Origin of the sequence: Niastella yeongjuensis, from assembly GCF_900110245.1 — a bacterium.
In the GTDB taxonomy this organism is placed as follows: domain Bacteria; phylum Bacteroidota; class Bacteroidia; order Chitinophagales; family Chitinophagaceae; genus Niastella; species Niastella yeongjuensis.
In genome coordinates, this window is record NZ_FOCZ01000004.1 from 509,333 (window position 1) to 532,771 (window position 23,439).

At 44.5% G+C, this 23,439-nt stretch carries 21 protein-coding genes; 10 read left to right on the forward strand and 11 right to left on the reverse strand.

Annotated features, from left to right (window positions below):
* The first annotated feature begins 51 nt into the window (after window positions 1–51).
* Complete coding sequence (locus BMX95_RS13335; RefSeq protein WP_081204716.1) at window positions 52–1,116, forward strand: oxidoreductase; 1,065 nt, start codon at window positions 52–54, stop codon at window positions 1,114–1,116.
* Between the two features lie 3 nt (window positions 1,117–1,119).
* On the opposite strand, the gene BMX95_RS13340 is transcribed toward BMX95_RS13335, so the two are convergent.
* The 3 genes from BMX95_RS13340 to BMX95_RS13350 all read right to left on the reverse strand — a co-directional run bounded on the left by BMX95_RS13340 (window position 1,120) and on the right by BMX95_RS13350 (window position 3,136).
* Window positions 1,120–1,596 carry a cupin domain-containing protein gene (locus tag BMX95_RS13340; RefSeq protein ID WP_081204715.1) on the reverse strand — a complete coding sequence of 159 codons (477 nt, stop codon included), beginning with the start codon at window positions 1,594–1,596 and terminating at the stop codon, window positions 1,120–1,122.
* A gap of 113 nt (window positions 1,597–1,709) precedes the next feature.
* Window positions 1,710–2,084 (reverse strand): hypothetical protein, encoded by a 375-nt coding sequence (locus BMX95_RS13345; protein ID WP_081204714.1) that lies wholly within the window; start codon window positions 2,082–2,084, stop codon window positions 1,710–1,712.
* 65 nt (window positions 2,085–2,149) lie between these two features.
* Window positions 2,150–3,136 carry a LuxE/PaaK family acyltransferase gene (locus BMX95_RS13350; RefSeq protein ID WP_081204713.1) on the reverse strand — a complete coding sequence of 329 codons (987 nt, stop codon included), beginning with the start codon at window positions 3,134–3,136 and terminating at the stop codon, window positions 2,150–2,152.
* A gap of 50 nt (window positions 3,137–3,186) precedes the next feature.
* Here BMX95_RS13350 and BMX95_RS13355 point away from each other — a divergent pair, with 50 nt between their 5' ends.
* The 3 genes from BMX95_RS13355 to BMX95_RS13365 all read left to right on the forward strand — a co-directional run bounded on the left by BMX95_RS13355 (window position 3,187) and on the right by BMX95_RS13365 (window position 5,730).
* Entirely contained in the window at window positions 3,187–3,657 is a 471-nt protein-coding gene (locus tag BMX95_RS13355) for a hypothetical protein (RefSeq protein ID WP_081204712.1), read from the forward strand.
* A 43-nt stretch (window positions 3,658–3,700) separates the two neighbouring features.
* Window positions 3,701–4,543 carry a UbiA prenyltransferase family protein gene (locus tag BMX95_RS13360; RefSeq protein WP_081204711.1) on the forward strand — a complete coding sequence of 281 codons (843 nt, stop codon included), beginning with the start codon at window positions 3,701–3,703 and terminating at the stop codon, window positions 4,541–4,543.
* 68 nt (window positions 4,544–4,611) lie between these two features.
* Window positions 4,612–5,730: a M42 family metallopeptidase gene (locus BMX95_RS13365; protein ID WP_081204710.1), complete on the forward strand. Its 1,119-nt coding sequence runs from the start codon at window positions 4,612–4,614 to the stop codon at window positions 5,728–5,730.
* Between the two features lie 17 nt (window positions 5,731–5,747).
* On the opposite strand, the gene BMX95_RS13370 is transcribed toward BMX95_RS13365, so the two are convergent.
* Window positions 5,748–7,028, reverse strand: coding sequence for a transglutaminase-like domain-containing protein (locus BMX95_RS13370; RefSeq protein ID WP_081204709.1), 1,281 nt, complete (start codon window positions 7,026–7,028; stop codon window positions 5,748–5,750).
* Window positions 7,029–7,137: 109 nt separating this feature from the next.
* Here BMX95_RS13370 and BMX95_RS13375 point away from each other — a divergent pair, with 109 nt between their 5' ends.
* The 3 genes from BMX95_RS13375 to bioB are packed head-to-tail and all read left to right on the forward strand — an operon-like array spanning window position 7,138 to window position 9,694.
* Entirely contained in the window at window positions 7,138–7,317 is a 180-nt protein-coding gene (locus BMX95_RS13375; protein ID WP_081204708.1) for a hypothetical protein, read from the forward strand.
* Complete coding sequence (locus BMX95_RS13380; protein ID WP_081204707.1) at window positions 7,314–8,687, forward strand: class I SAM-dependent methyltransferase; 1,374 nt, start codon at window positions 7,314–7,316, stop codon at window positions 8,685–8,687. The genes BMX95_RS13375 and BMX95_RS13380 overlap by 4 nt, the downstream gene beginning before the upstream one ends.
* Before the next feature lie 32 nt (window positions 8,688–8,719).
* On the forward strand, window positions 8,720–9,694 hold the full coding sequence (gene bioB / locus BMX95_RS13385) for a biotin synthase BioB (RefSeq protein ID WP_081204706.1): 975 nt from the start codon (window positions 8,720–8,722) through the stop codon (window positions 9,692–9,694).
* Window positions 9,695–9,864: 170 nt separating this feature from the next.
* Here bioB and BMX95_RS13390 read toward each other — a convergent pair whose 3' ends face one another.
* The 6 genes from BMX95_RS13390 to BMX95_RS13415 form a co-directional block, all read right to left on the reverse strand.
* Complete coding sequence (locus BMX95_RS13390; RefSeq protein ID WP_081204705.1) at window positions 9,865–10,272, reverse strand: response regulator; 408 nt, start codon at window positions 10,270–10,272, stop codon at window positions 9,865–9,867.
* A gap of 124 nt (window positions 10,273–10,396) precedes the next feature.
* Window positions 10,397–11,467, reverse strand: a complete 1,071-nt coding sequence (gene porQ, locus BMX95_RS13395) for a type IX secretion system protein PorQ (RefSeq protein ID WP_081204704.1) — start codon at window positions 11,465–11,467, stop codon at window positions 10,397–10,399.
* 222 nt (window positions 11,468–11,689) lie between these two features.
* Window positions 11,690–14,089 carry an endopeptidase La gene (gene lon, locus BMX95_RS13400; RefSeq protein WP_081204703.1) on the reverse strand — a complete coding sequence of 800 codons (2,400 nt, stop codon included), beginning with the start codon at window positions 14,087–14,089 and terminating at the stop codon, window positions 11,690–11,692.
* A gap of 415 nt (window positions 14,090–14,504) precedes the next feature.
* Window positions 14,505–14,945, reverse strand: coding sequence for a DUF3276 family protein (locus tag BMX95_RS13405; RefSeq protein WP_081204702.1), 441 nt, complete (start codon window positions 14,943–14,945; stop codon window positions 14,505–14,507).
* A 136-nt stretch (window positions 14,946–15,081) separates the two neighbouring features.
* A complete protein-coding gene (locus tag BMX95_RS13410; RefSeq protein ID WP_081204701.1) occupies window positions 15,082–16,905 on the reverse strand; it encodes an ABC transporter ATP-binding protein in 1,824 nt (607 codons plus the stop codon).
* Between the two features lie 121 nt (window positions 16,906–17,026).
* Window positions 17,027–17,374 carry a hypothetical protein gene (locus BMX95_RS13415; RefSeq protein WP_081204700.1) on the reverse strand — a complete coding sequence of 116 codons (348 nt, stop codon included), beginning with the start codon at window positions 17,372–17,374 and terminating at the stop codon, window positions 17,027–17,029.
* Between the two features lie 109 nt (window positions 17,375–17,483).
* Here BMX95_RS13415 and BMX95_RS13420 point away from each other — a divergent pair, with 109 nt between their 5' ends.
* A complete protein-coding gene (locus tag BMX95_RS13420; protein WP_081204699.1) occupies window positions 17,484–19,193 on the forward strand; it encodes a glycoside hydrolase family 13 protein in 1,710 nt (569 codons plus the stop codon).
* A 73-nt stretch (window positions 19,194–19,266) separates the two neighbouring features.
* Here BMX95_RS13420 and BMX95_RS13425 read toward each other — a convergent pair whose 3' ends face one another.
* Window positions 19,267–20,481, reverse strand: coding sequence for a baeRF7 domain-containing protein (locus BMX95_RS13425; protein ID WP_081204698.1), 1,215 nt, complete (start codon window positions 20,479–20,481; stop codon window positions 19,267–19,269).
* Between the two features lie 178 nt (window positions 20,482–20,659).
* Between BMX95_RS13425 and BMX95_RS13430 the strand changes: the two genes are divergently transcribed.
* Window positions 20,660–22,654 (forward strand): serine hydrolase, encoded by a 1,995-nt coding sequence (locus BMX95_RS13430; protein ID WP_081204697.1) that lies wholly within the window; start codon window positions 20,660–20,662, stop codon window positions 22,652–22,654.
* A 295-nt stretch (window positions 22,655–22,949) separates the two neighbouring features.
* Complete coding sequence (locus BMX95_RS13435; protein ID WP_081204696.1) at window positions 22,950–23,351, forward strand: hypothetical protein; 402 nt, start codon at window positions 22,950–22,952, stop codon at window positions 23,349–23,351.
* Window positions 23,352–23,439 lie beyond the last annotated feature (88 nt).

The following is a 23,439-nucleotide window of genomic DNA, read 5'->3' on the forward strand; positions in this document are numbered from 1 at the left end:
TTACAGCTAATTTCTTAATTCACGATTGTCACTATATAAAAAGATATCACAATGATTAAAGTAGGGCTGGTTGGTTTCGGCATTTCCGCTAAGGTATTCCATGCGCCTTTTATCACTACCAACAACAACTATCAACTGGTTAGTGTGTTAGAACGGAATAAACAGGAATCAAAAGCATTATATCCTTTTGTGCGGGTGGTTAAAACTATTGAAGAGGTGGTGCAAAACGAGGAGATAGATCTGATAGTGATCACCACGCCCAATGAAACACATTTCCCTTATGCCAAGGCCGCCCTGGAAGCCGGTAAACATGTGGTGCTGGAAAAACCGGTTACCAACACCTCAAAGGAAGCTTTGGCATTACTGGAGATCGCCAATAGCAATAGTGTAGTGTTGAGCGTTTACCAGAACCGTCGTTATGTGAGCGATTTTTACACCATCAAAGAGATCCTGGATAAACAACTGCTGGGCGAGGTACACACCTTTGAAGGGCATTACGATCGTTACCGTGCCGAAGCGCGCCCCCAGGCCTGGCGCGAACATGTACTGCCAGGCAGCGGTATCCTGTTCGATCTGGGCCCCCACCTGCTTGACCAGGTATTGTATTTATTCGGTATCCCCCATACCATTACAGCTGATATCCGCCAACAACGTCCGCATGCCAAAGTAGATGATTACTTTGACCTGCGCCTCGATTATGGCTTTTTAAAAGTAATACTGCAGGCCGGCATGCTGGTGCGGGAACCCGGACCGCGTTACCTGATCCATGGCACCAAAGGCTCATTTGTAAAATCAGGCGAAGACCCACAGGAAGCCCTGCTGCGGGCCGGTGAATTACCGGTGGGTGAAAACTGGGGCAAAGAAAGTGAAGACATTTATGGCGTGTTACATACAGAATTGAACGGACAAATCATCCGCCAACACTACCCTTCCCATAAAGGGGATTATGCGGCCTATTACAAAAACCTGTATGACAGCCTGGCAAACGATAAACCGGTTAAGGAAAGAATAGAACATGGCTATAATACCATCCGGCTGATAGAACTGGCTTTTGAAAGCCATAAAAAACAATGTACCATTCCCTGTACGGATCTTCTAAAAGTTGAATATAGATAGCATTTAATCGAACTTAAGGGACGGGCCTACTATTTCCATACCATGCATCCGGTACAGCCGTTCAAAATCGCGCAGGGTACCATCGGGTAACTGACTGGCTTGTTGATAGAATTCATCCATGGTACCGGCGGGCTGATACACAACAAGCATACGGCCATTGGCATCGCCTACTTTGGCAAAAGTGTGTGGAATTTGTCGGGGCGCGTATACGGAATCACCGGTTTTGGCATTAAAAATATCGTCCCCGATCTTGAAAATAAATTCGCCTTCTAAAATGTAAAACCATTCATCCTGCGTGTAGTGAAAATGAAAAGGCGGACCACCTTTTGCCATCTTAGTAGTATCATACACACATAGTCCGCTCCTGCTGTCCATTGCTGATACTTTGCATTCAAAACTGCCACCCAAAAAAGTGATTGATTCATTAAAACGATCCTGACCGGCATCCACTTTAAAGCCGTGCGTAGCTTTGGTTTCCATGATTTTTTGGTTAAAATAACCCTATACGCATGCAAAAAGCAGTCCCCCCACCTTAGCTCGTCCGCCAGCTGGCAGCAAGTTTGGTGGGGGGACCCAATCATTTGAAAACAGTATTAATTCCCTACTACAGACAGATCATTGATGTCGTATTTTACCGCAGGTGGCGCATCGTACATCATGCAGGTTATACAATCATTCCCTTTTGACGGACTGATCTTAAACTTAATGGTAGCACCCGCTTTTATACCACCTGGTAGTTTGCAGGGATTGCTGGCATTAAACACATTATCGTATTGAGCGTTGTTGTTCGATTGGTCTTTCCAGCCATCTTCGCCAATTGAATTGTTGTTCAACACCTGCACAATATAGCTGGCGCATGAAATTCTTATCACCTTGCCTTGCAAATACTCATCGGGTTTTTGAGATTTGTGGCACTTTGATGATAAAGTTGGCATGGCAGCCAACGCAATAAATACTAATAACTTCATATCGGTTTCCTTTTAGTAATTGACTGGTGAAGCAGGCACATCGTTGCACAAGTCGCTGTTAAAATCTAGATGCCGGCAATTAACAAATTACATCCCCTGATGTCGCTGGTATCCATACGACCCAGTATTTCAAAACTTCCATCAGGAGTTACCGTACCTACATCGTCAGTGGCAATAAAAGAACAGGAATACAGGTTGGCCAGGTCAATGATATTGATCACCCCGCTGCCGGATATCCGAACATCGAGCGGGTCATCATCCTGTCGTACCAGCACTTTCATCCACGGCGGACAATCGAACAACCCATGGCCGTATGAATAAGCTTGTGAGAGCAGTTCCGTCATACCATACTCCGAATGTATCAACGGGGTTTTAAAGGCCGTGCTCAGGATGTCATGCACTTCCTCGCGGGTCATTTCGCGGCGGCGGCCCTTCATACCCCCGGTTTCCATCACTACGGTATGCTTCAACGGCATGGGGTACTGCTCCGCAAAATCAAGCAGGCCAAAGGTAACGCCGATTAATAAGGTCTTTTGTCCCTTTTTTTCCAGTTCCTGTAATACGGATGCCAGCTTTTCATGCTCATATAAATAAAAACCGCTTTGTGCATGACCGCTCAGTTTGATCATTTCATTCACCATTACCACCAGGGACGAGTTCTGGCGCTCGAGATAGGCCGGTAACAGCCCTATCACACACCAGTCCTGTACGGGGCCGTAAAACTGCTCCCAGGCCTGTAAAAAACTACGGCGGTAAATACCCAGGTCCTTTACATAGTGGCGGCTGTTGATGGTTTGGGTGGTGCCGCTGCTCTCAAAAACGGCTTCCGGTTCAAAAACAGTAGTCTTTATATCGGCTGTTTTAAAGAACCGGATGGGTAAAAAGGGGATTTGATCAATTGAACGCACGGCCGACCCAACTGTTGACAGCGCATTTACGTAATGCTGATAAATAGCATTATTATTGTACTGAAATTGGAACACTTCGAGCGCCAATTGTTCAAAATCAACTGGTTCAAGGGTAAAAATTTTATCTTCTATTTCACAAATCATAATTTTATTGCAGACTTTAGGCTTTAAATTTGTCACGACAATAACAACATATGCAAAAGCTTGTTTTATATAGCGTCCTTGGCTTATCCTTTGCCTTACTATTGGTTGTTGCCTGCAGCAAAGATAAGTTCCAGACCAAGCCCTCCATCGAAATAAAATCAATTAGTCCGAACCCGCTGCCCAAGGGTGGAAATCTGATCATTGATTTAGAGTATACGGATAAAGAAGGGGACCTCGCCACTGATTCGGCCATCTATATAAGAAAGATACGCATCAATCAACGGCCAGTGGGCCAAACCGTTCGCGACAGCTTTTGGATGCCATTGCCCGGGGAAATACCCAATAACACAAAAGGAACAGTACGGCTTACGCTTGACTGGGAAAATTATGCTAAATCTGCTGCCAACCCTCCGGGCAATCCACCACCACCCGACTCTCTTATCTTTAGGATCAGCATGCGGGATGCTTCCAAAAACGCAAGTGATACCGTAGAAAGTGGGCTTATTATTGTTGAACAATAACTAAAAAAATAGCTTTTATTCATTCGCCGTTTCGTGTTGAAGGATGTTGAAATATTTATTAGACCTGTTTCTGTTCACCAGTTTATTTATTGCCGGTTGTGCGTTGATGATGGTAATTCAAACCAATCAATTACTCCATCTGCAGTACAACCATGTTGCGTACCTGGTGTTTGTATTTTTTTCTACCCTCTGCAGTTATAATTTCCATTGGTACCTGAGTGGCGATGCCACCAGTGAAAATGCCCGCATCCGCTGGACGCAACACCATAAAACGCTGCACCTGGCGCTTACTTCAATTGGCACCATTGTTTCCGTATGGTACTTCTTTCAATTTATTGAACACTGGATCTGGCTGGCAGGCGCAGTATTCCTTACCTTCCTGTATTCAGCCCCCAAACTACAATACGGCCCTTTTGCCCGGCTCAGTAAAATAGCGGTGGGTAAAACCCTGTTCCTGGCTTTTGTATGGATGTATGTAACCACTTTTTTGCCCATTGCCATCGACGACCATCACTGGAACATGACCACCGTGCTTTTCTGCACCAGCCGGTTTACGCTCATTTATGCCATTTGTATCATTTTCGATTACCGCGACCGGGATTATGATAAACTATCCGGCATCCGCAGCATGATCACCTATTTTGATGAACGCGGCATCAACAACCTGTTTGCCGCATCGCTGGCAGGGTTTGCCCTCAGCACGCTTGCTCTATATTTCTACGAACTTTCGCCCCTGACTATTGTTCTCTTACTTATTCCCGGCGTTATAACAGCCGTGCTGTACCCGGTAGCCAAAAAGAACTTCAGCGACTACCTGTATTATTTTGTACTGGACGGATTGATGATGTTTTCATCGTTATTAACGATATTCATCCCAAATAAGTAGTTTTGCGCTGATTAAATCAATATTTTTATCATACATAGAACAGGATTTTACCTTTTAATACAGTAATTATGGCTAAAAGTAAAACGACCGCTTCTGCAAGTACTTACACCTTGACCGATAAGGCATTTACCTTTCTCAGGAATTATATAAACAACCCCTCCCCTGTTGGCTTTGAAAGCAGCGGACAGAAATTATGGTTAAACTATATTTCTCCGCTGGTTGATACCACCTTTGTTGACCCCTATGGTACAGCAGTAGGCGTTATCAATCCCAAAGCCGAATTTAAGGTAGTGATAGAAGCCCATGCCGATGAGATCAGCTGGTTTGTGAACTACATTACGCCTGAGGGCCTGATATACCTGAAACGCAATGGCGGTGTGGACCATGTAATAGCCCCCGGACAACGCGTATTTATACATGGAAAGAAAGGACCGGTGAAAGCTGTTTTTGGCTGGCCGGCTATTCATACCCGCCTGCATAACCCCGATGCCAAAGATCCTTCACCTAAAGTGGAGAACCTGTTCCTCGACAGTGGCGCCCGCAATAAAAAAGAAGTAGAGGACCTGGGCATTCACATTGGAGCGGTAGTTACCTACCAGGATGGTTTTGACGAACTGGCCAACGATTATTACATCGGCCGCGCTTTTGATAACCGCGTAGGTGGTTTTATGATCGCTGAAGTGGCCCGTTTACTGAAAGAAAATAAAAAAACATTACCATACGGTTTATACATTGTAAATGCCGTTCAGGAAGAAATTGGTTTGCGCGGGGCAGAAATGATCGCCCGAAGAATAAAACCCAACGTGGCCATTATTACCGACGTTACGCACGACACCTATACACCCATGATCAACAAGATCATTGAAGGCGATGTAGCTTGCGGAAAAGGCCCTTCACTGGCTTATGGTCCGGCAGTACATAATAAACTGTTGAGCCTGGTACAGGATGTGGCTGAAAAGAACAGTATTCCCGTTCAGTTGCGCACCGTTTCGCGCAGCACCGGCACCGACACCGATTCATTTGCCTATGCCAATGACGGCTGCCCATCGGTACTGATCTCTATTCCCCTGCGCTATATGCACACTACGGTTGAAATGCTGCATAAGAGCGACATCGAGCAAACCATTCGCTTAATGTACGAAACCGTATTAACGCTGACGCCCAAAACAAACTTAAGTTATCTGTAAAATAAGTTTCAAATGGCTTAGGCAGTTTTTTGCCTGAGCCATTTGAAACCAAAGAAGATACTCAGGCCAAGAAAGAAGAACATTATATAAGTACTTATTATTCTAACCATCAATTGCGATCGCCCGATACCGGTATTATCGCCATACACCGCATAATAAGGCTTTGAGTAAAACAACTTAATCCCCCGTTCAAAGAGGTTCTTCGGGTTTTGTACTTTTAAAAAATCACTGAAATAGAATCGAAAGATATTATTGCGGTGAAAATAGGTCCGGGCCGTGGAGGCCACCTGGTTATAAGGTGTTTGAACAATGCTGTCCCCGTTAAAATAATCTGCTGTCAAATCCGGGTCATTAAGCGGGTATCTTAGCAGCCGCTGCACATCTATCGTATTTAAATACTGCATTCCTTTTTTAACAAACACCGTCTTTGCCGTCAGATCAACATATGCCCAGCTGTTATATTCTTTCAGGTATACCTCACTGAATACATGCTCGCCACCTGACATACCAGCCCTGGTATCGCCGCATTCAATAAACCGCACCGGTACCCCCGCCTTGTTTGCAAAAGCACAGAGGATCTTTGTGTACATGCCGCACCAGATTTTTGACCGGCCGGCCTGAACGCATTTTAATTTATTTACCGGCGACAATTGCGCCACAGAATCTGCCGGGGTACCATCCATCCCCTTAACCCGCTGCAGAATAAAATCGGCAATCTTCAATATACGTTCGGTGGTAGTTTCGTTTGCCGTAAGCTGGATAGAGTCCCTTAAATAGTCGTCTACCTCTTTTTTGTCCCTGTCAGACTGGTCATCAAAATTCATTGCCCAATCGGCAAGACTGTATAACGAATTGGGTTCAATGGGCACATTGGAACCGGTCATTTCGAAGTTTACGGCAGTGGTGTTCCCAACCAGGCGGTACACAGAATCCGGCGTATTGTTTAAAGAAACTGTTACATCTCCGGCCGCATCATTGATCTTTATATGGTATTCCCGGGTGTCCGGGAGCGGTTGAAAAGTACAGGTTTCCGCCTTACTGGTAGTCAATAAGGAATCTTTATAGTAAACCCTGAAATCGTTCTGTTTCTGAATGGCCTTGCCGGCAAAAGTTATCGTAATTGAACCGTTTTTGTTATCGGCAAGGTGCGTGATCCGTGTTTGTTCCCGTATTTCGTACAGCTGATTATAGCCTGGCTGGTCGGCAAACGAATAATCCATTTCTTTCCTGGCAAACCAATTTAAGGCGGCAGCCAACAAAAAAAGCAGCAAACAGCTTATAAACGCTTTTGTAGTCATTTTGGGAAAAATACTATCCAGGTTAAAAAATCGTTCTAATAGAATCGAGAAAAGTAAATATTTTTTTTCGTTCTGAGATCTTTTTTACTTTTATTCCCAAATTTTAGAAATGTTAGCTAAAATCTTTTTGATGTATGTAGATCCGGGCAGTGGCAGTTACCTGATTCAGGTAATAATTGCTGCTATTCTGGGTGCACTTTTCTACTTTAAAAACTTATGGTGGAAGGTGAAGGCTTTCTTCTGGAAGCCTAAAAAAGAGGAAGCTGAAGGAGAGGATATAGCTAAATGACAACTTACACCCGACATCCTTCTTCATTTAAAGACCCCTCGGGTTTTATATTTGAATCGGAAGGAACAATATACCGGCAGGTAAATCAATATTACGCCGCGCAATACCGTCAATTGATGGACTCAGGTTTGTACAATAAGCTGGTAGATCGCAAACAGCTTATTGCGCATGAAGAAGTGACGGAGAACTTCACCAATTCGGCCGAATGGTATACTACCCTGAAGCCCGAACCCGTTTCCCCTGTCAGTTACCCATACGAATGGTGTTTTGAACAACTGCAGGATGCAGCCCTGCTCACCTTATCTGTTTTAACAACCGCCTTACAGCATGGCATGATACTGAAAGATGCCACGCCTTACAATATACAATTCCATAAAGGAAAACCGGTTTTCATAGACACACTTTCCTTCGATACCTACGATCCCAAACAACCCTGGATCGCTTACCGGCAGTTTTGTCAATGTTTCCTGTTCCCATTATACCTGGAACATTACCTGAAAACGGATATTCAAAAAATACTCAGTACCTATATAGATGGTATTCCGGTTGATTTTGTGGCTAAACTGCTGCCCCTGAAAAGCCGGCTGAGCCTGGGTGTATGGTTGCATGTTTACCTGCAACACACGGCCACTACCAGCCCGCGGGCCAACAAACAAACCGCCGCATTCAGCAAAAAGAAACTGCTGGATGTGATCAGTCACCTGAACAACATCATCACCAATTTCCCGGCCAGTAAACCTTATAAAACGACCTGGAGCAATTATTACGAAGATACCATTCTGAGTAAGGAATATTTACAGGAGAAGGAAAAGATCATCCAGGAGTTCAGCAGGCAAACCAATGCCCGCACGGTACTTGACCTGGGTGCCAATGACGGTTATTTCTCCCGGTTATTTGCCGGACAGAACAGGCAGGTAATAGCCACCGATTCAGACAACCGCTGTATTTCAAGGTTGTACCAGGAGGTTAAGCAAAACAGCCTGGAGCATATTCTGCCCCTGATGCTGGACATTGCCAATCCCTCGCCTGCCATCGGGTTTCACAACCGGGAGCGCGCAGCCTTTCACGATCGCATTAAACCTGACCTGGTATTAGCGCTGGCCCTTGTTCATCACCTGGTTATTGGCAAGAATATATCCCTGCCGGTACTGGCCGCCTATTTCAACGACATAGCACCAGAACTGATCATTGAATTTGTACCTAAGGCGGATGAAAAAGTACAGCAGATGCTAAAAACCAGGCCCGATACATTCGCAGACTACGATCAAACAATTTTTGAACAATACTTTACATTGTATTTTAATATTATTCAAAAGATACCGGTACCCGGTACCCACCGGATATTATACAAAATGATAAGAAAACGGTAATGTTCTTATATTCGCCTTTTAAATGAAACAGCATGATTAGAAACGACTGGAAGATTGAAGAAATACAGGAAATTTACAATTCCCCCTTGCTTGAGCTCATTTATCGCGCTGCCACGGTACACAGGCAGTACAACGACACAGGAGAAGTACAGGTTTGTACCCTGCTTTCTATAAAAACCGGTGGTTGCTCGGAAGACTGCGCTTATTGTCCGCAGGCAGCCCGCTACAGTACGGGTGTTGACGTACATGCACTGATGCAAAAAGACCAGGTGCTGGAATATGCCGCCAAAGCAAAAGCAGCCGGTTCAACCCGTTTTTGTATGGGCGCAGCCTGGCGCGAAGTAAGGGATAACCGCGACTTCGACCGCGTAATTGATATGGTTAAAGGCGTAAATGAAATGGGCATGGAAGTATGCTGCACCCTGGGTATGCTTACTGAAACACAGGCCCAAAAACTGGCCGATGCCGGTTTATATGCCTACAACCACAACCTGGATACCTCAAAAGAATACTATACAGAGATCATCACTACCCGCACCTACGACGACCGGCTGGAAACGCTGGACAATGTTCGCAAAGCCGGTATTTCTGTTTGCTGTGGTGGTATTGTTGGTTTGGGCGAAACCCATGCCGATCGTATTAAAATGCTGTATACCCTCAGCACCATGCCTGAGCACCCTGAAAGTGTGCCCATCAATGCACTGGTAGCCGTAGCAGGTACACCATTGGAAAACAATCAGAAGGTAGATGTTTGGGATATGGTGAAAATGATCGCTACCGCCCGCATCCTGATGCCCAAAGCCATGGTGCGTTTGAGTGCAGGCCGTGCTACTATGAGCGTTTCTGACCAGGCGATGTGCTTTATGGCCGGCGCCAACTCCATCTTTACCGGTGAGAAGTTACTGACCACGCCCAACCCTTCATTCGATGAAGACCAGGCGATGTTTAATTTGCTGGGAATCACTCCACGTGAAGCTTTCAAAGAAGAGAAAGAGCTTGTTGGGTAAAAACGCCGAAGTAAGAAGTAGGATGTACGAAAAATACAAAAGTCCGAAATCAGTAAAACTGGTTTCGGACTTTTTCATATATGATAATTTCTTATTTCTTACTTCCTACTTCTTACCTCCTAATTCCTAATTCCTACCTCTTACCTCCTGCTTCTGCCCCCCTCTTCGAATCAGCTACTAATTATATCGGAGATCTCTTTACAGAAATACTGCTTCCCCTCCATCACCAGCATAATAGCGCGGATCATTTCTTCACCTGAGGAGTTTTTGGTAACATAGCCATTGGCACCGGCATGCATCAAGGCATTCACATAAGGAAGATCGGTATGAACAGAAATACCAATAATACGGATCTCATCAGTATGTTCCCGGATGATTTTGGTAGCTTCAATACCACTCACCGGTTCCATATTGATATCCATTAGTACCACATCGGGTGAAAGCGTTTTGCAGGCATCAATGACCTGCCGGCCGTTTTCACAAATGGCAATTATCGACAGCCGTTTATCCCTGCTGAGCAGCAGGTTCCAGGCTTCGCGTACTAATTTGTGATCATCTGCTATAATCACTTTGATCATTAAGAAAAAGGTTTATTTAATGGCGAAAATTAAGATTACTGAATTTGTTGGATAAACAAACTTCCATACCCCCTAAATTTTAAAAGTTTAAGGAAAGCGGTTAAGAATAATTAAGGGGAAACAATTACTTATTTCCTGCTCTGTTCAACAACCCGCCTGAGCCGAAATAATCGTTTAGCCTGAGGTTTAAGCCGAATTGGTTATAGGAAGAATTATTTTGATAATAACTCCTCGCGTAGCGGATTTGGATTTTTTTGAATAACACGCCAACACCCATTGAAAAACCGTTTAGTCCGTTGCCGGCGTTTGTTATGTTCAGTTCTTTGCGGCGGAGGTAATTGTACCCTGCTGTTACTTCAATTTTATCACCAACAAATAACTGCACAGCAAGGGTCACATGTCTGAAAAACTTGTCAAATATATATTTTTTTTCTTTGCTATCCTGTGTTAAACCAGTTTCATTGTTAAATAAAGTGTCATTGTAACGAGTATCAAATTGATGCAGCTGATTTAATGTTAACGAAAACTGCAACGGTGCATGGGCCAGTCGTTTTGAAATACCCACTTGCAGATCAAAAGGCAGATCGCCACTGCTGGTCCCTGCATATTGTTTTATTTGAGCACCCATATTCTTCGCTACCAGCGAGGCCTGCCATAAGTTAACAGTATCGGTATAGGCAATGCCTACATCCATGGCTATGCCCGACGAACGGTACAAACCATAAGAAGAATGAATGAATTTAGCTGTAACCCCGTAATGCCAGCGCTCCCCATATTGACGGGTTGCACTCAACTGCGCTACATAATCAGCCGGCCGCATGTTACCCAATACATTGCCTGTCATATCCGTTTCGGCTATTGATCCGTAGCTAAAATAATTAACCCCTATAGCAAAAGTAGTATTGAGTGAAGCGGCATGGTACCCCGACATCAAATGATAATTCTTTATGCCCGCATAAAAAGAATTGAAAACCATAGTTGTTTGGGTATGCATGGCTGGCCGTAATAATGCCGGGTTGTTGAATGCCAACCCAATATCCTGGGTTTCATTGGAGATATTAATGCCCCCTAAGGCAGTTAACTGGGGCGTATTGGAGAGCTTTAGAAAATTATAGACCGTATTACCACCCAATGTTTGCGCATTTGCACGGGTAAGGATCAATAAAAAAAATAATATAAGCAGCTTGCATTTCATGAAGGTCGAAGCGGACAATGCGAAAATAGCTAAAAAGAAACAAGATGCAATCCTCCTTCGCCAAGGCTTCGGCGCATAAAAAAAATTCCTCCATTGACATGGAGGAATTTCTTTAACCCTTAAAACAACCAACATGAAAAAAAATCTCGGTTGAATATTATACTAACAGGGTTCAATTGTTATTTGTTCAAAACTGAGTTCGATGTTCGTATTAAAATCTAATTAAAGGGCAATATCCAACACCTGCTGCATTGTCTTTACATAGTGAAATGTTAACCCTTTTATAAAAGCAGGTTCAATTTCCTTTACATCACGTTCATTTTGCCAGCACATTACTATCTCTTTCAACCCGGCCCTGCGGGCAGCCAGTACTTTTTCTTTAATACCCCCTACCGGCAATACCTGACCGCGTAATGTAATTTCACCGGTCATAGCCAGATAAGGTTTCACCCGCTTACCTGTTAAGGCCGAAGTAATAGCTGTCATGATGGTTATACCAGCGCTTGGACCATCCTTCGGCACCGCGCCTTCTGGCACATGCACGTGAATGTTCTTCTTATCGAACAGGGAAGGATTGATGCCTATCTTTTTAGCATTCGATTGTAAATAAGTCAACGCAGTAACCGCGCTTTCCTTCATTACATTACCCAGGTTGCCGGTAAGCTTTAATTCGCCTTTACCATCACTGAGACTGGTTTCCATAAACAGGATATCACCGCCTACATATGTCCAGGCCAAACCAACGGCCACACCGGGCATGTTGGCAGTCTTGTATATTTCATTATTGTATTTGGCTTTACCCAGGATCTTCTCTACATCCTTCTCGCTAAGCGGGCTTTTTACCGACCCGTTCATGGCAAATTCCTTTGCCTCATACCGCATAATGGAAGCCAGGTAACGGTCCAGTTCACGCACTCCGCTTTCCCGGGTATAGTTTTGAATGATCTTTTCCAGGATGTTATCGCCGATCTTAAAATCAACCGGCTTTAACCCATGCGCTTCTTTTTGTTTGGGTACCAGGTGCCGTTTGGCTATCTGTACCTTTTCTTCCACAGCATACCCACTCAGATTAATGATCTCCAGGCGGTCGCGCAACGCGGGTTGAATATTATTGATATCATTGGCGGTAGCAATGAACAAAACCTTACTGAGGTCGTATTCCAGCTCCAGGTAATTATCGTAGAAATTATTGTTCTGTTCCGGGTCCAGCACTTCCAGCAAAGCGGAAGAGGGGTCGCCACGATGGTCGTTCCCTACTTTATCGATCTCATCGAGAATGATCACGGGGTTCGATGATTTTAACTTCCGCAGCATTTGAATAATGCGGCCGGGCATCGCCCCGATATAGGTTTTACGGTGACCGCGGATCTCGCTTTCATCATGTAAACCACCCAGGCTTACGCGGCCATACTTGCGTTTAACGGCAGTGGCAATACTGCGTCCCAGAGACGTTTTGCCAATACCGGGAGGGCCAACAAAACACAGGATGGGGCTTTTCATATCGCCCTTCAGTTTCAACACGGCCAGGTATTCCAACAGGCGCTCTTTTACCTTGTCCATACCATAATGGTCGTGGTCGAGCACCTTTTTAGCTTTTTTCAGATCGTACTGGTCTTCAGTCACTTCGCCCCAGGGCAGTTCAAGCATCAGGTCGAGGTGATTGTATACCACCGAGTAATCGGGCGTGCTGGGGTGCATGCGCTCCAGCTTTTCAATACCCTTTTTGAACATTTCCCTGGCCGCCTCAGACCATTTCTTGGCTTCGGCCTTTTTCATCATTTCCTTGATCTCCCGCTCATTGGTATCGCCGCCCAGCTCTTCCTTGATGCTTTTCATTTGCTGTTGCAGGAAATACTCACGCTGCTGTTTATCGAGCTCGGTCTTGGTTTTGGTGGTCACCTTGTTTTTGAGTTCGGCAAACTGCAGTTCGCGCTGCAACAACTTCATCAACAGGTCGGCCCGCTTTTCGATATTATTCATTTCCAGCAGTTTCTGCTTTTCAGTCAACTCGGTGTTCAGGTTGCTGGAAATAAAATGAATAAGGAACGAAGGGTTCTCGATATTCTTTAAAATAATGGAAGCTTCAGAAGGGATGTTGGGCGACAGCTGAATGATCTGGCCGGCCAGTTCCTTGATATTGGCCACATAGGCGTTAAAGTCCTCATTCTTGGGGGCATCCGGCTCTTCCAGCAGCTCTACCTGGGCCTTAAAGTAAGGATCCTCGCTGGTGATCCTGTTTACTTTGAACCGGCGTTTGCCCTGGATAATGACGGTGGTGCCGCCATCGGGCATTTTGATCATTTTTATGATCTTGGCCACCGTACCAACAGCTTCCAGGTCTTTTACCTCGGGATCTTCCACATTGCTGTCTTTTTGCGCTATAACGCCTACCAACTTGTCAGCTTTGTAGGCATCATTTACGGCTTTTATACTTTTATCGCGACCCACGGTAATTGGTAAAACAACCCCGGGGAACAAAACGGTGTTACGCAATGGTAACAGGGGCAATTCCGACGGAATGACTATATCTGCATTATTATCTCCTTCATTTTCATTGAGGGGGATAATAGGTATAAAATCCATTTCATCTTCAGGCGTGAAAAACATGTTCGTCTCTTTCATACAAAAATAATCTGTGACAAAATAACATACTCTTGCTTAATTAACCATGAATTGAAGGCAATTGCCATATATGTCAAGTTTAATGCCAGTGCAATAAAGGCATGGGTTTCAGGCCAATAACTACATATTTTGTCAGTCAAACCAGACAATCAGCCTTAATACTAAGAATATCAGGAATATACTATGGAGAAGTAATTGTTATCTATGAGGTGCGGTTGTGGTTATCAGTTATCAGGTTTCAAACTCAAACGTAGTGGCCGCGCCCCCGGCAACCGGTAACTGGCAACCTGCAACCTATATCTTGTAACCTGTAACATTCATTTTATTTCGAATTGCCAATAGCTATTCAGAATATCCATAAAAAGAAAAAAGCTCCTTTCGGGAGCTTGCTAGATCATAAACCATTTATGGGAGATTACCATTTGTCAACTTCTTCACCGGCATCTGCAGAAGAACCTGCACCATTGCTGGCAATAGCACTGCTAACTTGTTGTACTACGGGCGCGCTGGCTGTAGCAGCAGGTGCGTCCATAACATCATCCATATCTGTATCTGCAACTTGATCGTGGTTGTAGGCGTCAAAATCAAAGTTAGGCATCAGTTCAGTTTTCACGTAGTCTACTGCTTCAGTTAATGCCTTCAGGAATTTGTTGAAGTCTTCTTTGTAAAGGAAGATCTTGTGCCTGTCGTACCCGTTTTCATTGAATTTTTTGCGGCTCTCCGTAATGGTAATGTAGTAATCATTTCCACGGGTAGCCCTCACATCAAAGAAGTAGGTTCTTCTTTTCCCAGCTCTTATGCGTTTGCTATAAACGCTTTCCATACGTTTGTCGTTGTTTTCGTACGCCACAGTCATTTAAGTTTTGCAGTTAACAATTATCAAATATTCACAAAAAAAAGCGTTACAAATATAATATTGTTTTAGAATCAACAAAATTTCATTAGCATTTTACGAAGTAATTTCCCTTAGTTATCCCCATTTGTTAGTCATTTTAGCCCTCTTCCCGCTCCTGTTGCAGCTGTTGTTCGTATAAATACGCATAATAACCGTTCAATGACAATAATTCACTATGTGTTCCGGTCTCAACAATTTTCCCTTCGTCGAGCACTACAATGCTGTCAAAATCGAATAAAGTGAAGATGCGGTGGGTAATAATGATTGCCGTTTTATGTTTCAAATAGACACTTAAGTTACCCAGGATTTCTTTCTCGGTACGCGCATCCACCGCACTTAAACAATCATCGAACACTACAATTTGCGGGTCTTTTGCCAGTGCGCGGGCAATGGAGATCCGTTGTTTCTGTCCACCGCTCAGGGTAACGCCGCGCTCCCCTACCATGGTGTCGTATTTTTCGTGAAACTGCTCTATCTCTTTTTCCACGCTGGCCGATCGTGCGGCTTTTACTGCGGTCTCCGTAGTTACTGCACCACCCGGACTAAACAAAATATTATTATTAATGGTATCGCTGAACAGGAATACATCCTGCGGCACATAACTGATCTGGCGGCGCAGCTCCTGCAGGTCCATTTGTTGCAGATCGGTGCCATCCACACTTACCTTTCCAACCGTAGGATCATACATGCGTAATAACAATTGCGCAATGGTGGTTTTGCCACTGCCGGTATGTCCGATGATGGCGATCTTTTGTCCTTTTTTTATATGCAGGTTAAAATTTGTGAGCGCCTGAATGCCGGTGTTTGGGTATACAAAGTCAACATTATCGAAGGTAATACTCCCTTGTAAAACAGGCTTAACGGGGTTAACCGGGTTTACAATGGCAGAGTCGGTATTCAGAAATTCGTTGATGCGCTTTTGCGAAGCAGCCGCCCGTTGTATCATACTGGCCGTCCACCCAATGGCGCCAACCGGGAAGGTGAGCATGTTTATGTACATCACAAACTCGGCAATGGTGCTCATTTTAATATTATGCTGACCGTAAATTGCGTAAATACCGCCAATCATGATGGCCAGCAAGGTGCTAAGCCCGATCAGCAGGGTCATAGAGGGGAAATACAACGCTTCCATTTTAGCCAGCCCGATCGCATTTTCTTTATACTCCTCACTGTTCTTATCAAAAAAACGGTACATAGCTTTTTCCTGTACAAACGATTTTATAACCCGGATGCCGGAATACGATTCCTGGGCATTGGTGGTTAAATCGCTCAACAAGGCCTGAATGCGTTCACTTCTTCTATTGATGATGTTGTTAACTACATAGATAGTAACGGCTAAGATGGGAAGCGGTGCCAATACATACAGGGTTAACAGGGCATCCTTTTTCACCATATAATATACCGACAACGAAATAAGCGACACCAGGTTTATTAAATACATAATGGCTGGTCCGGTAAACATGCGCACACGGCTAACATCCTCGGCCATGCGGTTCATCAGGTCACCCGTACTGTGGGTTTTGTAGAAATTGCTGTCGAGGGTGAGGTAGTGTTGAAAGATCTGGTTCTTTTGGTCGAACTCGATGTGGCGGCTCATAACGATGATGGTTTGCCGCATCAGGAACATAAAAATGCCCCTTATAAGGGCCAACACCAGAATTACAATGCCGCATAACGCAATAACGGAAATAGTTCTGTTCTGTTCGGCAAAATGAATGAACCAGGTAACCAGCCAGTCATACTGAACCGGTTCTTTTTTCGATTCTATGCCAAAAGCCCGTTGCACTACATCAAATACGTAGCCGGTGACCTGAGGGGCCAGTACGGCAAAATAGTTGGAAATAACAATGAATACGATTCCAAGGAGAAGTCTTAACCGGTACTTCCAGAAATATCTTTCTAACGCTTTTAAATGTTTCATCTGAGGGGCGAAGGTAAGCTGAAAAAGTTAACGAGTTGGCGGGTCGACGGATTGACAAGGAATCCTTGATTCAGCCCACCAATTATTTATCAACTCTTTAACTTTCCGCCTGGTTAACTGATCAGGTGGTCAACCTGTTAACCCGTAAACTTTTTGCCACCCCTATCACCAAAATTGCTCCTATTAACCCTATTAATCCTATTAACAGCGGTAACCTGTCAACTTTCTCCTTTTCGCCGACAGACTTCTGAGGTGGCCTCTCACTTATATCCCATTCATTTATAAGATCATATTCATCCCCTGGTACTTCGTTCAGCGGATCGTCTAAGTCGGCTTCATTTTCATTTTTAGCCGGTGATTCTTTGGCCACCGTTTTGAAATTGTTACCAATGCTGGTCTCAAATTCACTATGGACCTGATTGTTCGGGTCTCTATATGGGTTTTTATGTTGGTGTTTACGCTTTTTCATAGGGTAATGCTTTCAAAACTTATACCGCACCGGCCGCTTTTGTCAAAGAATGGCACTGTGGTATGCAGATTGCAAAAATGAATCAGACATTAAAAAATAATTGCTACATATGGAGATAAAAGATAAAGAATGGTGGAAGGAAACCGTGATCTACCAGGTATATCCCCGCAGTTTTAAAGACAGCAATGCCGATGGAATTGGCGACCTGCCGGGCCTCATTTCAAAACTCGATTATCTTCAAAGCCTGGGCGTTGGCCTCGTATGGCTGAACCCCATTTATGCGTCACCCAACGACGACAACGGGTACGACATCAGTAATTACGAAGCCATTATGCCCACGTTTGGCACCATTGCCGACTTCAATACCCTGCTGGTCGGTTTGCATGCCAGAGGCATTAAACTGCTGATGGACCTGGTAGTAAACCATACCAGTGACGAACATCCCTGGTTTGTGGAATCGCGGAAATCGCGGGATAACCAATATCGCGATTATTACCACTGGTGGCCGGCAGAAAAAGGAAAGCCGCCACACCGCTATAGCTTTTTCGACAAAAAAGGCGATGCCTGGCAGTTTGATGCGGCTACCAACGCTTACTACCTGCATTACTTCAGCAACAAACAACCCGATCTTAACTGGGAGAACCCCAAAGTAAGACAGGACATCTATCAAATGATGCGCTTCTGGCTCGACAAAGGCATCGATGGGTACAGGCTGGATGCTATTTCCTACATCGCAAAAGATACCAGCTGGCCCGTGCTTTCGAAAAAGGAAGTCAAAGAAAAATACGACAACGACTGGAGTTACTTTTATGCCAAAGGACCTAAACTGCATGAATACCTGCACGAAATGCACCAGGTGGTACTGAGCAAGTATCCCGGGATGGTGACTATAGCCGAAACACCGGGCATTGAAATAGAGGAAGCCTTAAAATTCGTACACGAAGACCGGCAGGAATTGCACATGCTGTATCATTTTAAAGGTATGGGACTGGGCTATGCCAAAGAGGGGTTTAAACGGCCTGACCCTAACGGCTATCCACTACCTGCTTTTAAAAAATTGTATACCGAATGGAATGATGTGTTTGCCAAAGAAGGCTGGGGCACTATTTATTTAGGCAACCACGATCAGCCGCGGATGCTAACCCGTTGGGGCAACGACGCACCCGAATTCAGGATACCCTCCTCCAAATTGCTCGTCACCTTTTTGCTTACCATGCGCTCCACGCCTATCTTTTACAATGGGGATGAACTGGGCATGGCCAATATAAAGTTTGACTCCATACAGGACTACCGCGATATAGAAACCCTGTACATGTATCATTACCTGCAATACCAGAAGGGAGATCTGGATCAGTTCATCAAAGACCAGCAGTTTGGCGCCCGCGACAACAGCCGTACGCCTTATCAGTGGGATGCCACCCCCAATGCCGGGTTTACTACCGGTGAACCCTGGATAAAAGTAAATGCCGACCATGTGTATATAAACCAGGAAGCACAGGATATGGATGGCAACTCGCCACTGAATTATTTCAGGCACCTGGTGCAATTGAGAAAAGACCACGAGGAACTGATCTATGGCGAATACAGGTTGTACGACGCGGAGCATGAACAGGTATATACCTATACCCGCACCCTCGATAAAACTGCCACCCTGATCATCCTTAATTTTTCCGATGAACTGGTACCCTATACCATTCCCTCAACACTGCATAAAAAACAATTTCAGCTGATCAGCAACAACGAAACCTCGCTGCAACAGGAAGGCCATAACCTTACACTGTTGCCCTGGCAGGCGTTGATCTTTAAATTAAAAATGTAAGTATACCCCGGCATAAAAAGAGCCCACGATATCGAATATCTTGGGCCCGGCTGGAGACGTTATCTATTCACACTCAATACCTGAATAAAGCTGCCAACTCACTTTGATTTGGCATTTGTTCCGCATCCAGAAAGTATACGTCCCCTCCGTTTTGAATAGTTTTTGTTACTGCTTTATCAATCAGGTCATCCGCCTGCTTCAGATCCCCTTCCTGCACCTGCATGACCAGTTTATTATCCTGCTTGTTGAACGTACCAAAAGCCTGTAGGCCTTTCTTCACAAACAAATGCGATACTTTTCCGTAATAAGTTGCAGGAATGATGGTATCGATCATAGAAGAGGTAAGGGCTGTAACCAGTTTGTTGCCATAATCCTTTAGGGCGTTTTGTAAAGGCTGGTCAAAATAAGGTTTTATCACTTTCATCGCTTTTTCATACAGGTCATTATCGCTCTGCTGATGATGATTACCGGTCAGGGCTTCGGGCCAGATATTCTTATACCTGGAAACTGATTTGAATATAGGGATCAGGAAATTCTGTCCGGCTAACAACAAAGGCACATTCTCCTTATTCAAATGACTTTGCCAAATGGTATTATCAACCTCCTGCAGGTATATAGCAATGTTTTCATTTTCCTCCGGTTTGCCACCACCAATGCCATGAAAGTTGGCGCTTCCTCTCCCACCCTTACCGCCGGTTCTGAATAAGGTGTCGCCGTCCTTTTCTTCAAAGTGTACTACATCGTCTACCCCAAAAGGCATTTCTTCAATTTGCAACCGTTCTATCCCAAAACCATCGGCCCGGTAAAAGCGGGGGAATTTTTTAGCAATATCGAGCAAATAAAAATGCTCGGTCCTTACCATATAAGGGATCAACGGACTTACATAAAACGAAGTATTAACATGTATCAATTGAATTACCGGGGCGGCCAGCTTTACATATTTGAAAAAGCCATCAGCAATATAAACAGCCAGTCCATTATCGAGTGAACGCCAGAATATCTCATCCGTTAACAGGTCATACGCCGGTTGCAGTACACTTTTAGTAAGGGCAGGGTCCTTTTTCTTTTCAGCCAGCTTTTTTTCAACCTGTTGTACAACGTTCTTAAACGTTGACTTGTCTACCTGTTCATTTACCTCCACGCCCGATTTATGGGTTGGCATTAGTATACTGACACAAAGATCTCCTTCATAACCGGCCAGTTCAACAAAAATATCTTTGGTAAGAATACCGGGCAACTCTTCCCATTGGGTTTCATTGCGAACGTTGTTCCCACTATTTTTTGCCATACAATATCATTTTAAATAGAAGCCTCAATAAATATACCAGTGCTATTTTCTATAACGGACCACTCATCAATCTTTTATGCAACATATTGGGCAATAAATGCTACTTTAAAATGATATTCTCCATTTCCCTGTAACCTCCCTACCCCGCCAATCGTCATACCACAATTAATTAATTACCATGTTAAATACAATCACTAAAACCATCTCCCTGCTTACTGGCTGTTGCCTGCTGTGCATAGCCGCATGGGCGCATAATGGCAGCATTGCTTATGCTTATCCATTGGGCATTATTGCGATTGACGGTAATTTATCTGACTGGCTCGGCGATGCCAGAAAATACCCCATTGCCATGGACCTGTCGCCTACCAAACCTAAAAACGAAGCAGATTTCTCGGGCTTCTTTCAATTGGGCTATCGACTCGATAACCATTCGCTATACCTGGCCTTCACCATAACCGATGATGATTTTATTGAAGACACTTCTGAAAACGTGCGATGGAATACGCAGGATGGATTGGAAATAAGCCTCGATGCCCGCCACCTGTTATCGGGTTCCGGTGTTGCCTCTTTTATGTACAGTAAAAAACTGCGCAATATCAATAACGCTTTTTATGATCCTTTTGCCGGTACAGCCAACTGGAGCATTGTGGAAGTGGCCATGGTTCGGAAGGGCAACACCCGTATTTACGAGTGGCGTATCCAGTTAGGAAATGAACTGGTGGCAGGCAAAACGATCGGGTTCGACTTTCACGTGTTCGATAGAGACGGCGATGGCAGTTTCTCTTATTCCGCCTGGGGCAAAGGAGGCGAAAAATATATGAACCCCAACAGCCTGGGCGATGTGCTCATTCTGCCCACAACGGCCCAACTGGGCACCCTGTCGGGAAAATTAATGTGGGACAAACCGGTAGCTGTGAAACTGCCCGAACAGGTGTGCCTCATTGCTAATCAGAACCTGTGGGTTGCAGCGGCGTTAGACAGCCTGGGAAACTATTCCGCGGCTGTACCGGTTGGCAAATACGAGATCAGCTTACATGACACCTACTACCAAACCGACGATAAAGTATACGGCACCATGCAGCAAAAGCCGGTTACCGTAAAAGTAAAAGCCGCTCAAAATGTAGTAGCCGGCGATCTCATTATACCATCAACACCTGTTCCGGACTTAATTCCCGACAAGGGTATCCTGTTCGACTTTACGCCTGCCAAAGCAAGCCAGGTAGATAATTTTATTGAAACCTACAGTAAGTACTATGGCATACCTGGTGTTTCCCTGGCCCTAATAAAAGATGGAAAGCTGGTATATCATAAAACCTATGGCGTTCGTAATACCATGACGGGTGAAAAGGTAGATGACAATACGTTGTTTGAAGCCGCCTCTATTACCAAACCGGTATTTGCCCTTGCGGTGGAACGACTGGCAGAACGCGGTGTTATCAACCTCGATAAACCGTTGTATGAATACCTACCCTATAAGGACATTGAATACGATGAACGATATAAATTGATTACTGCCCGGCATGTACTAACGCACCGGACCGGTTTTCCCAACTGGCGCTGGATGAATGAAAACAGTAAGCTCGATCTCAAGTTCACCCCGGGCACCTCTTTTGGTTATTCGGGTGAAGGTTTTGAATACCTGAAAATGGTAGTGGAAAAGATCACTGGTAAACCCGTTGAACAGGTATTAAAAGAAGAAGTGATCGAGCCGATCGGTTTGTATCATACGTTCTTCTCGAAAAACGATTCCCTGCTACGGGTAGTAGCCAACGGGCACTATGACAAACGGCCAAGCAAAGCCGATCCGCCTGAGCATCCCAATATGGCGGCGTCTATGCATACGGAGGCCATCATCTTTACACGGTTCATGCTTTATTTATTGGAACAAAAAGGATTGTCGGCCGGTATGTACGACACCATCCTTTCCAAACATTCTGAAGACACCACCTATCACCCCAAGTACCCAACTTATATGGGCATGAGCCTTGAGATCCGCGAAACACCATACGGCAAATCATTTGGACATGGCGGAAACAATGGCGATTTCAAATGCAAGTTCGAAGTATACAAAGACCTGAAAATGGGATATGCCATTTTCACCAATGCCAATACATCGGATCAGTTGCTCAACAACCTGCGTAAGTTGCTGGTAGAGGGAAAGGACAAGCCATAGTAACGGTAAATCACCCCCGCAACCGTAACGACTGTTAGTTTACAAGTCTTTAAAAGTGTTTTTATAACACTAAAAACGCTTGGGCATCATGGGCCATAATTTATAAAACCCGCTACCACAGCGGGTTTTAACTTTTTATAAGGTCGTTACCGATACTAAAAACGGCGTCAGGTTGATTTCCAGGGCCCTAAAACCGGGTGTATGTTTGCATTACGAAACGCAGCAAACACATCACTAACCGATGTAACGTTCGTAAAAACACGTAAACAAGAAATATACATAAAAGATTACAATTATGAAAGCAAGTAAATTCACAATCACCCTTTTAACATTAATCACTTTAACCGTAGGTTTTTCAACTGTAACCCTGGCAAATGATGAGCCTAAAAAGAGTGGTGCTACTGAACTGAAGTTCATCGGCAATCTCGATAACTCACCAGTATTTGAACTGAACCTGATCAACGATGCAGACGACGAGTTCGTGGTAACTTTCCGTGATGAAGCAGGCAGCGTTGTATACGTTAATACATTCAAAGGTTCCGGCATCAATAAGAAATTCCTGTTGAAATCTGAAGGCTTCGAAAATGCAGCCCTGAATGTAACTGTAAAGTCTTTAAAGAATAAAACTACTGAAGTATACGCAATCAGCACCAACCAGAATTATGTTGAAGAAACAGTAGTAAGCAAAGTGAAGTAATAATCGTCACAATAAGGATCCGCAAGTAATCCCTCCGAAATTTCGGGGGGATCTTTTTTTTATCCCTGAAACGGAAAAAGGGCCCCTC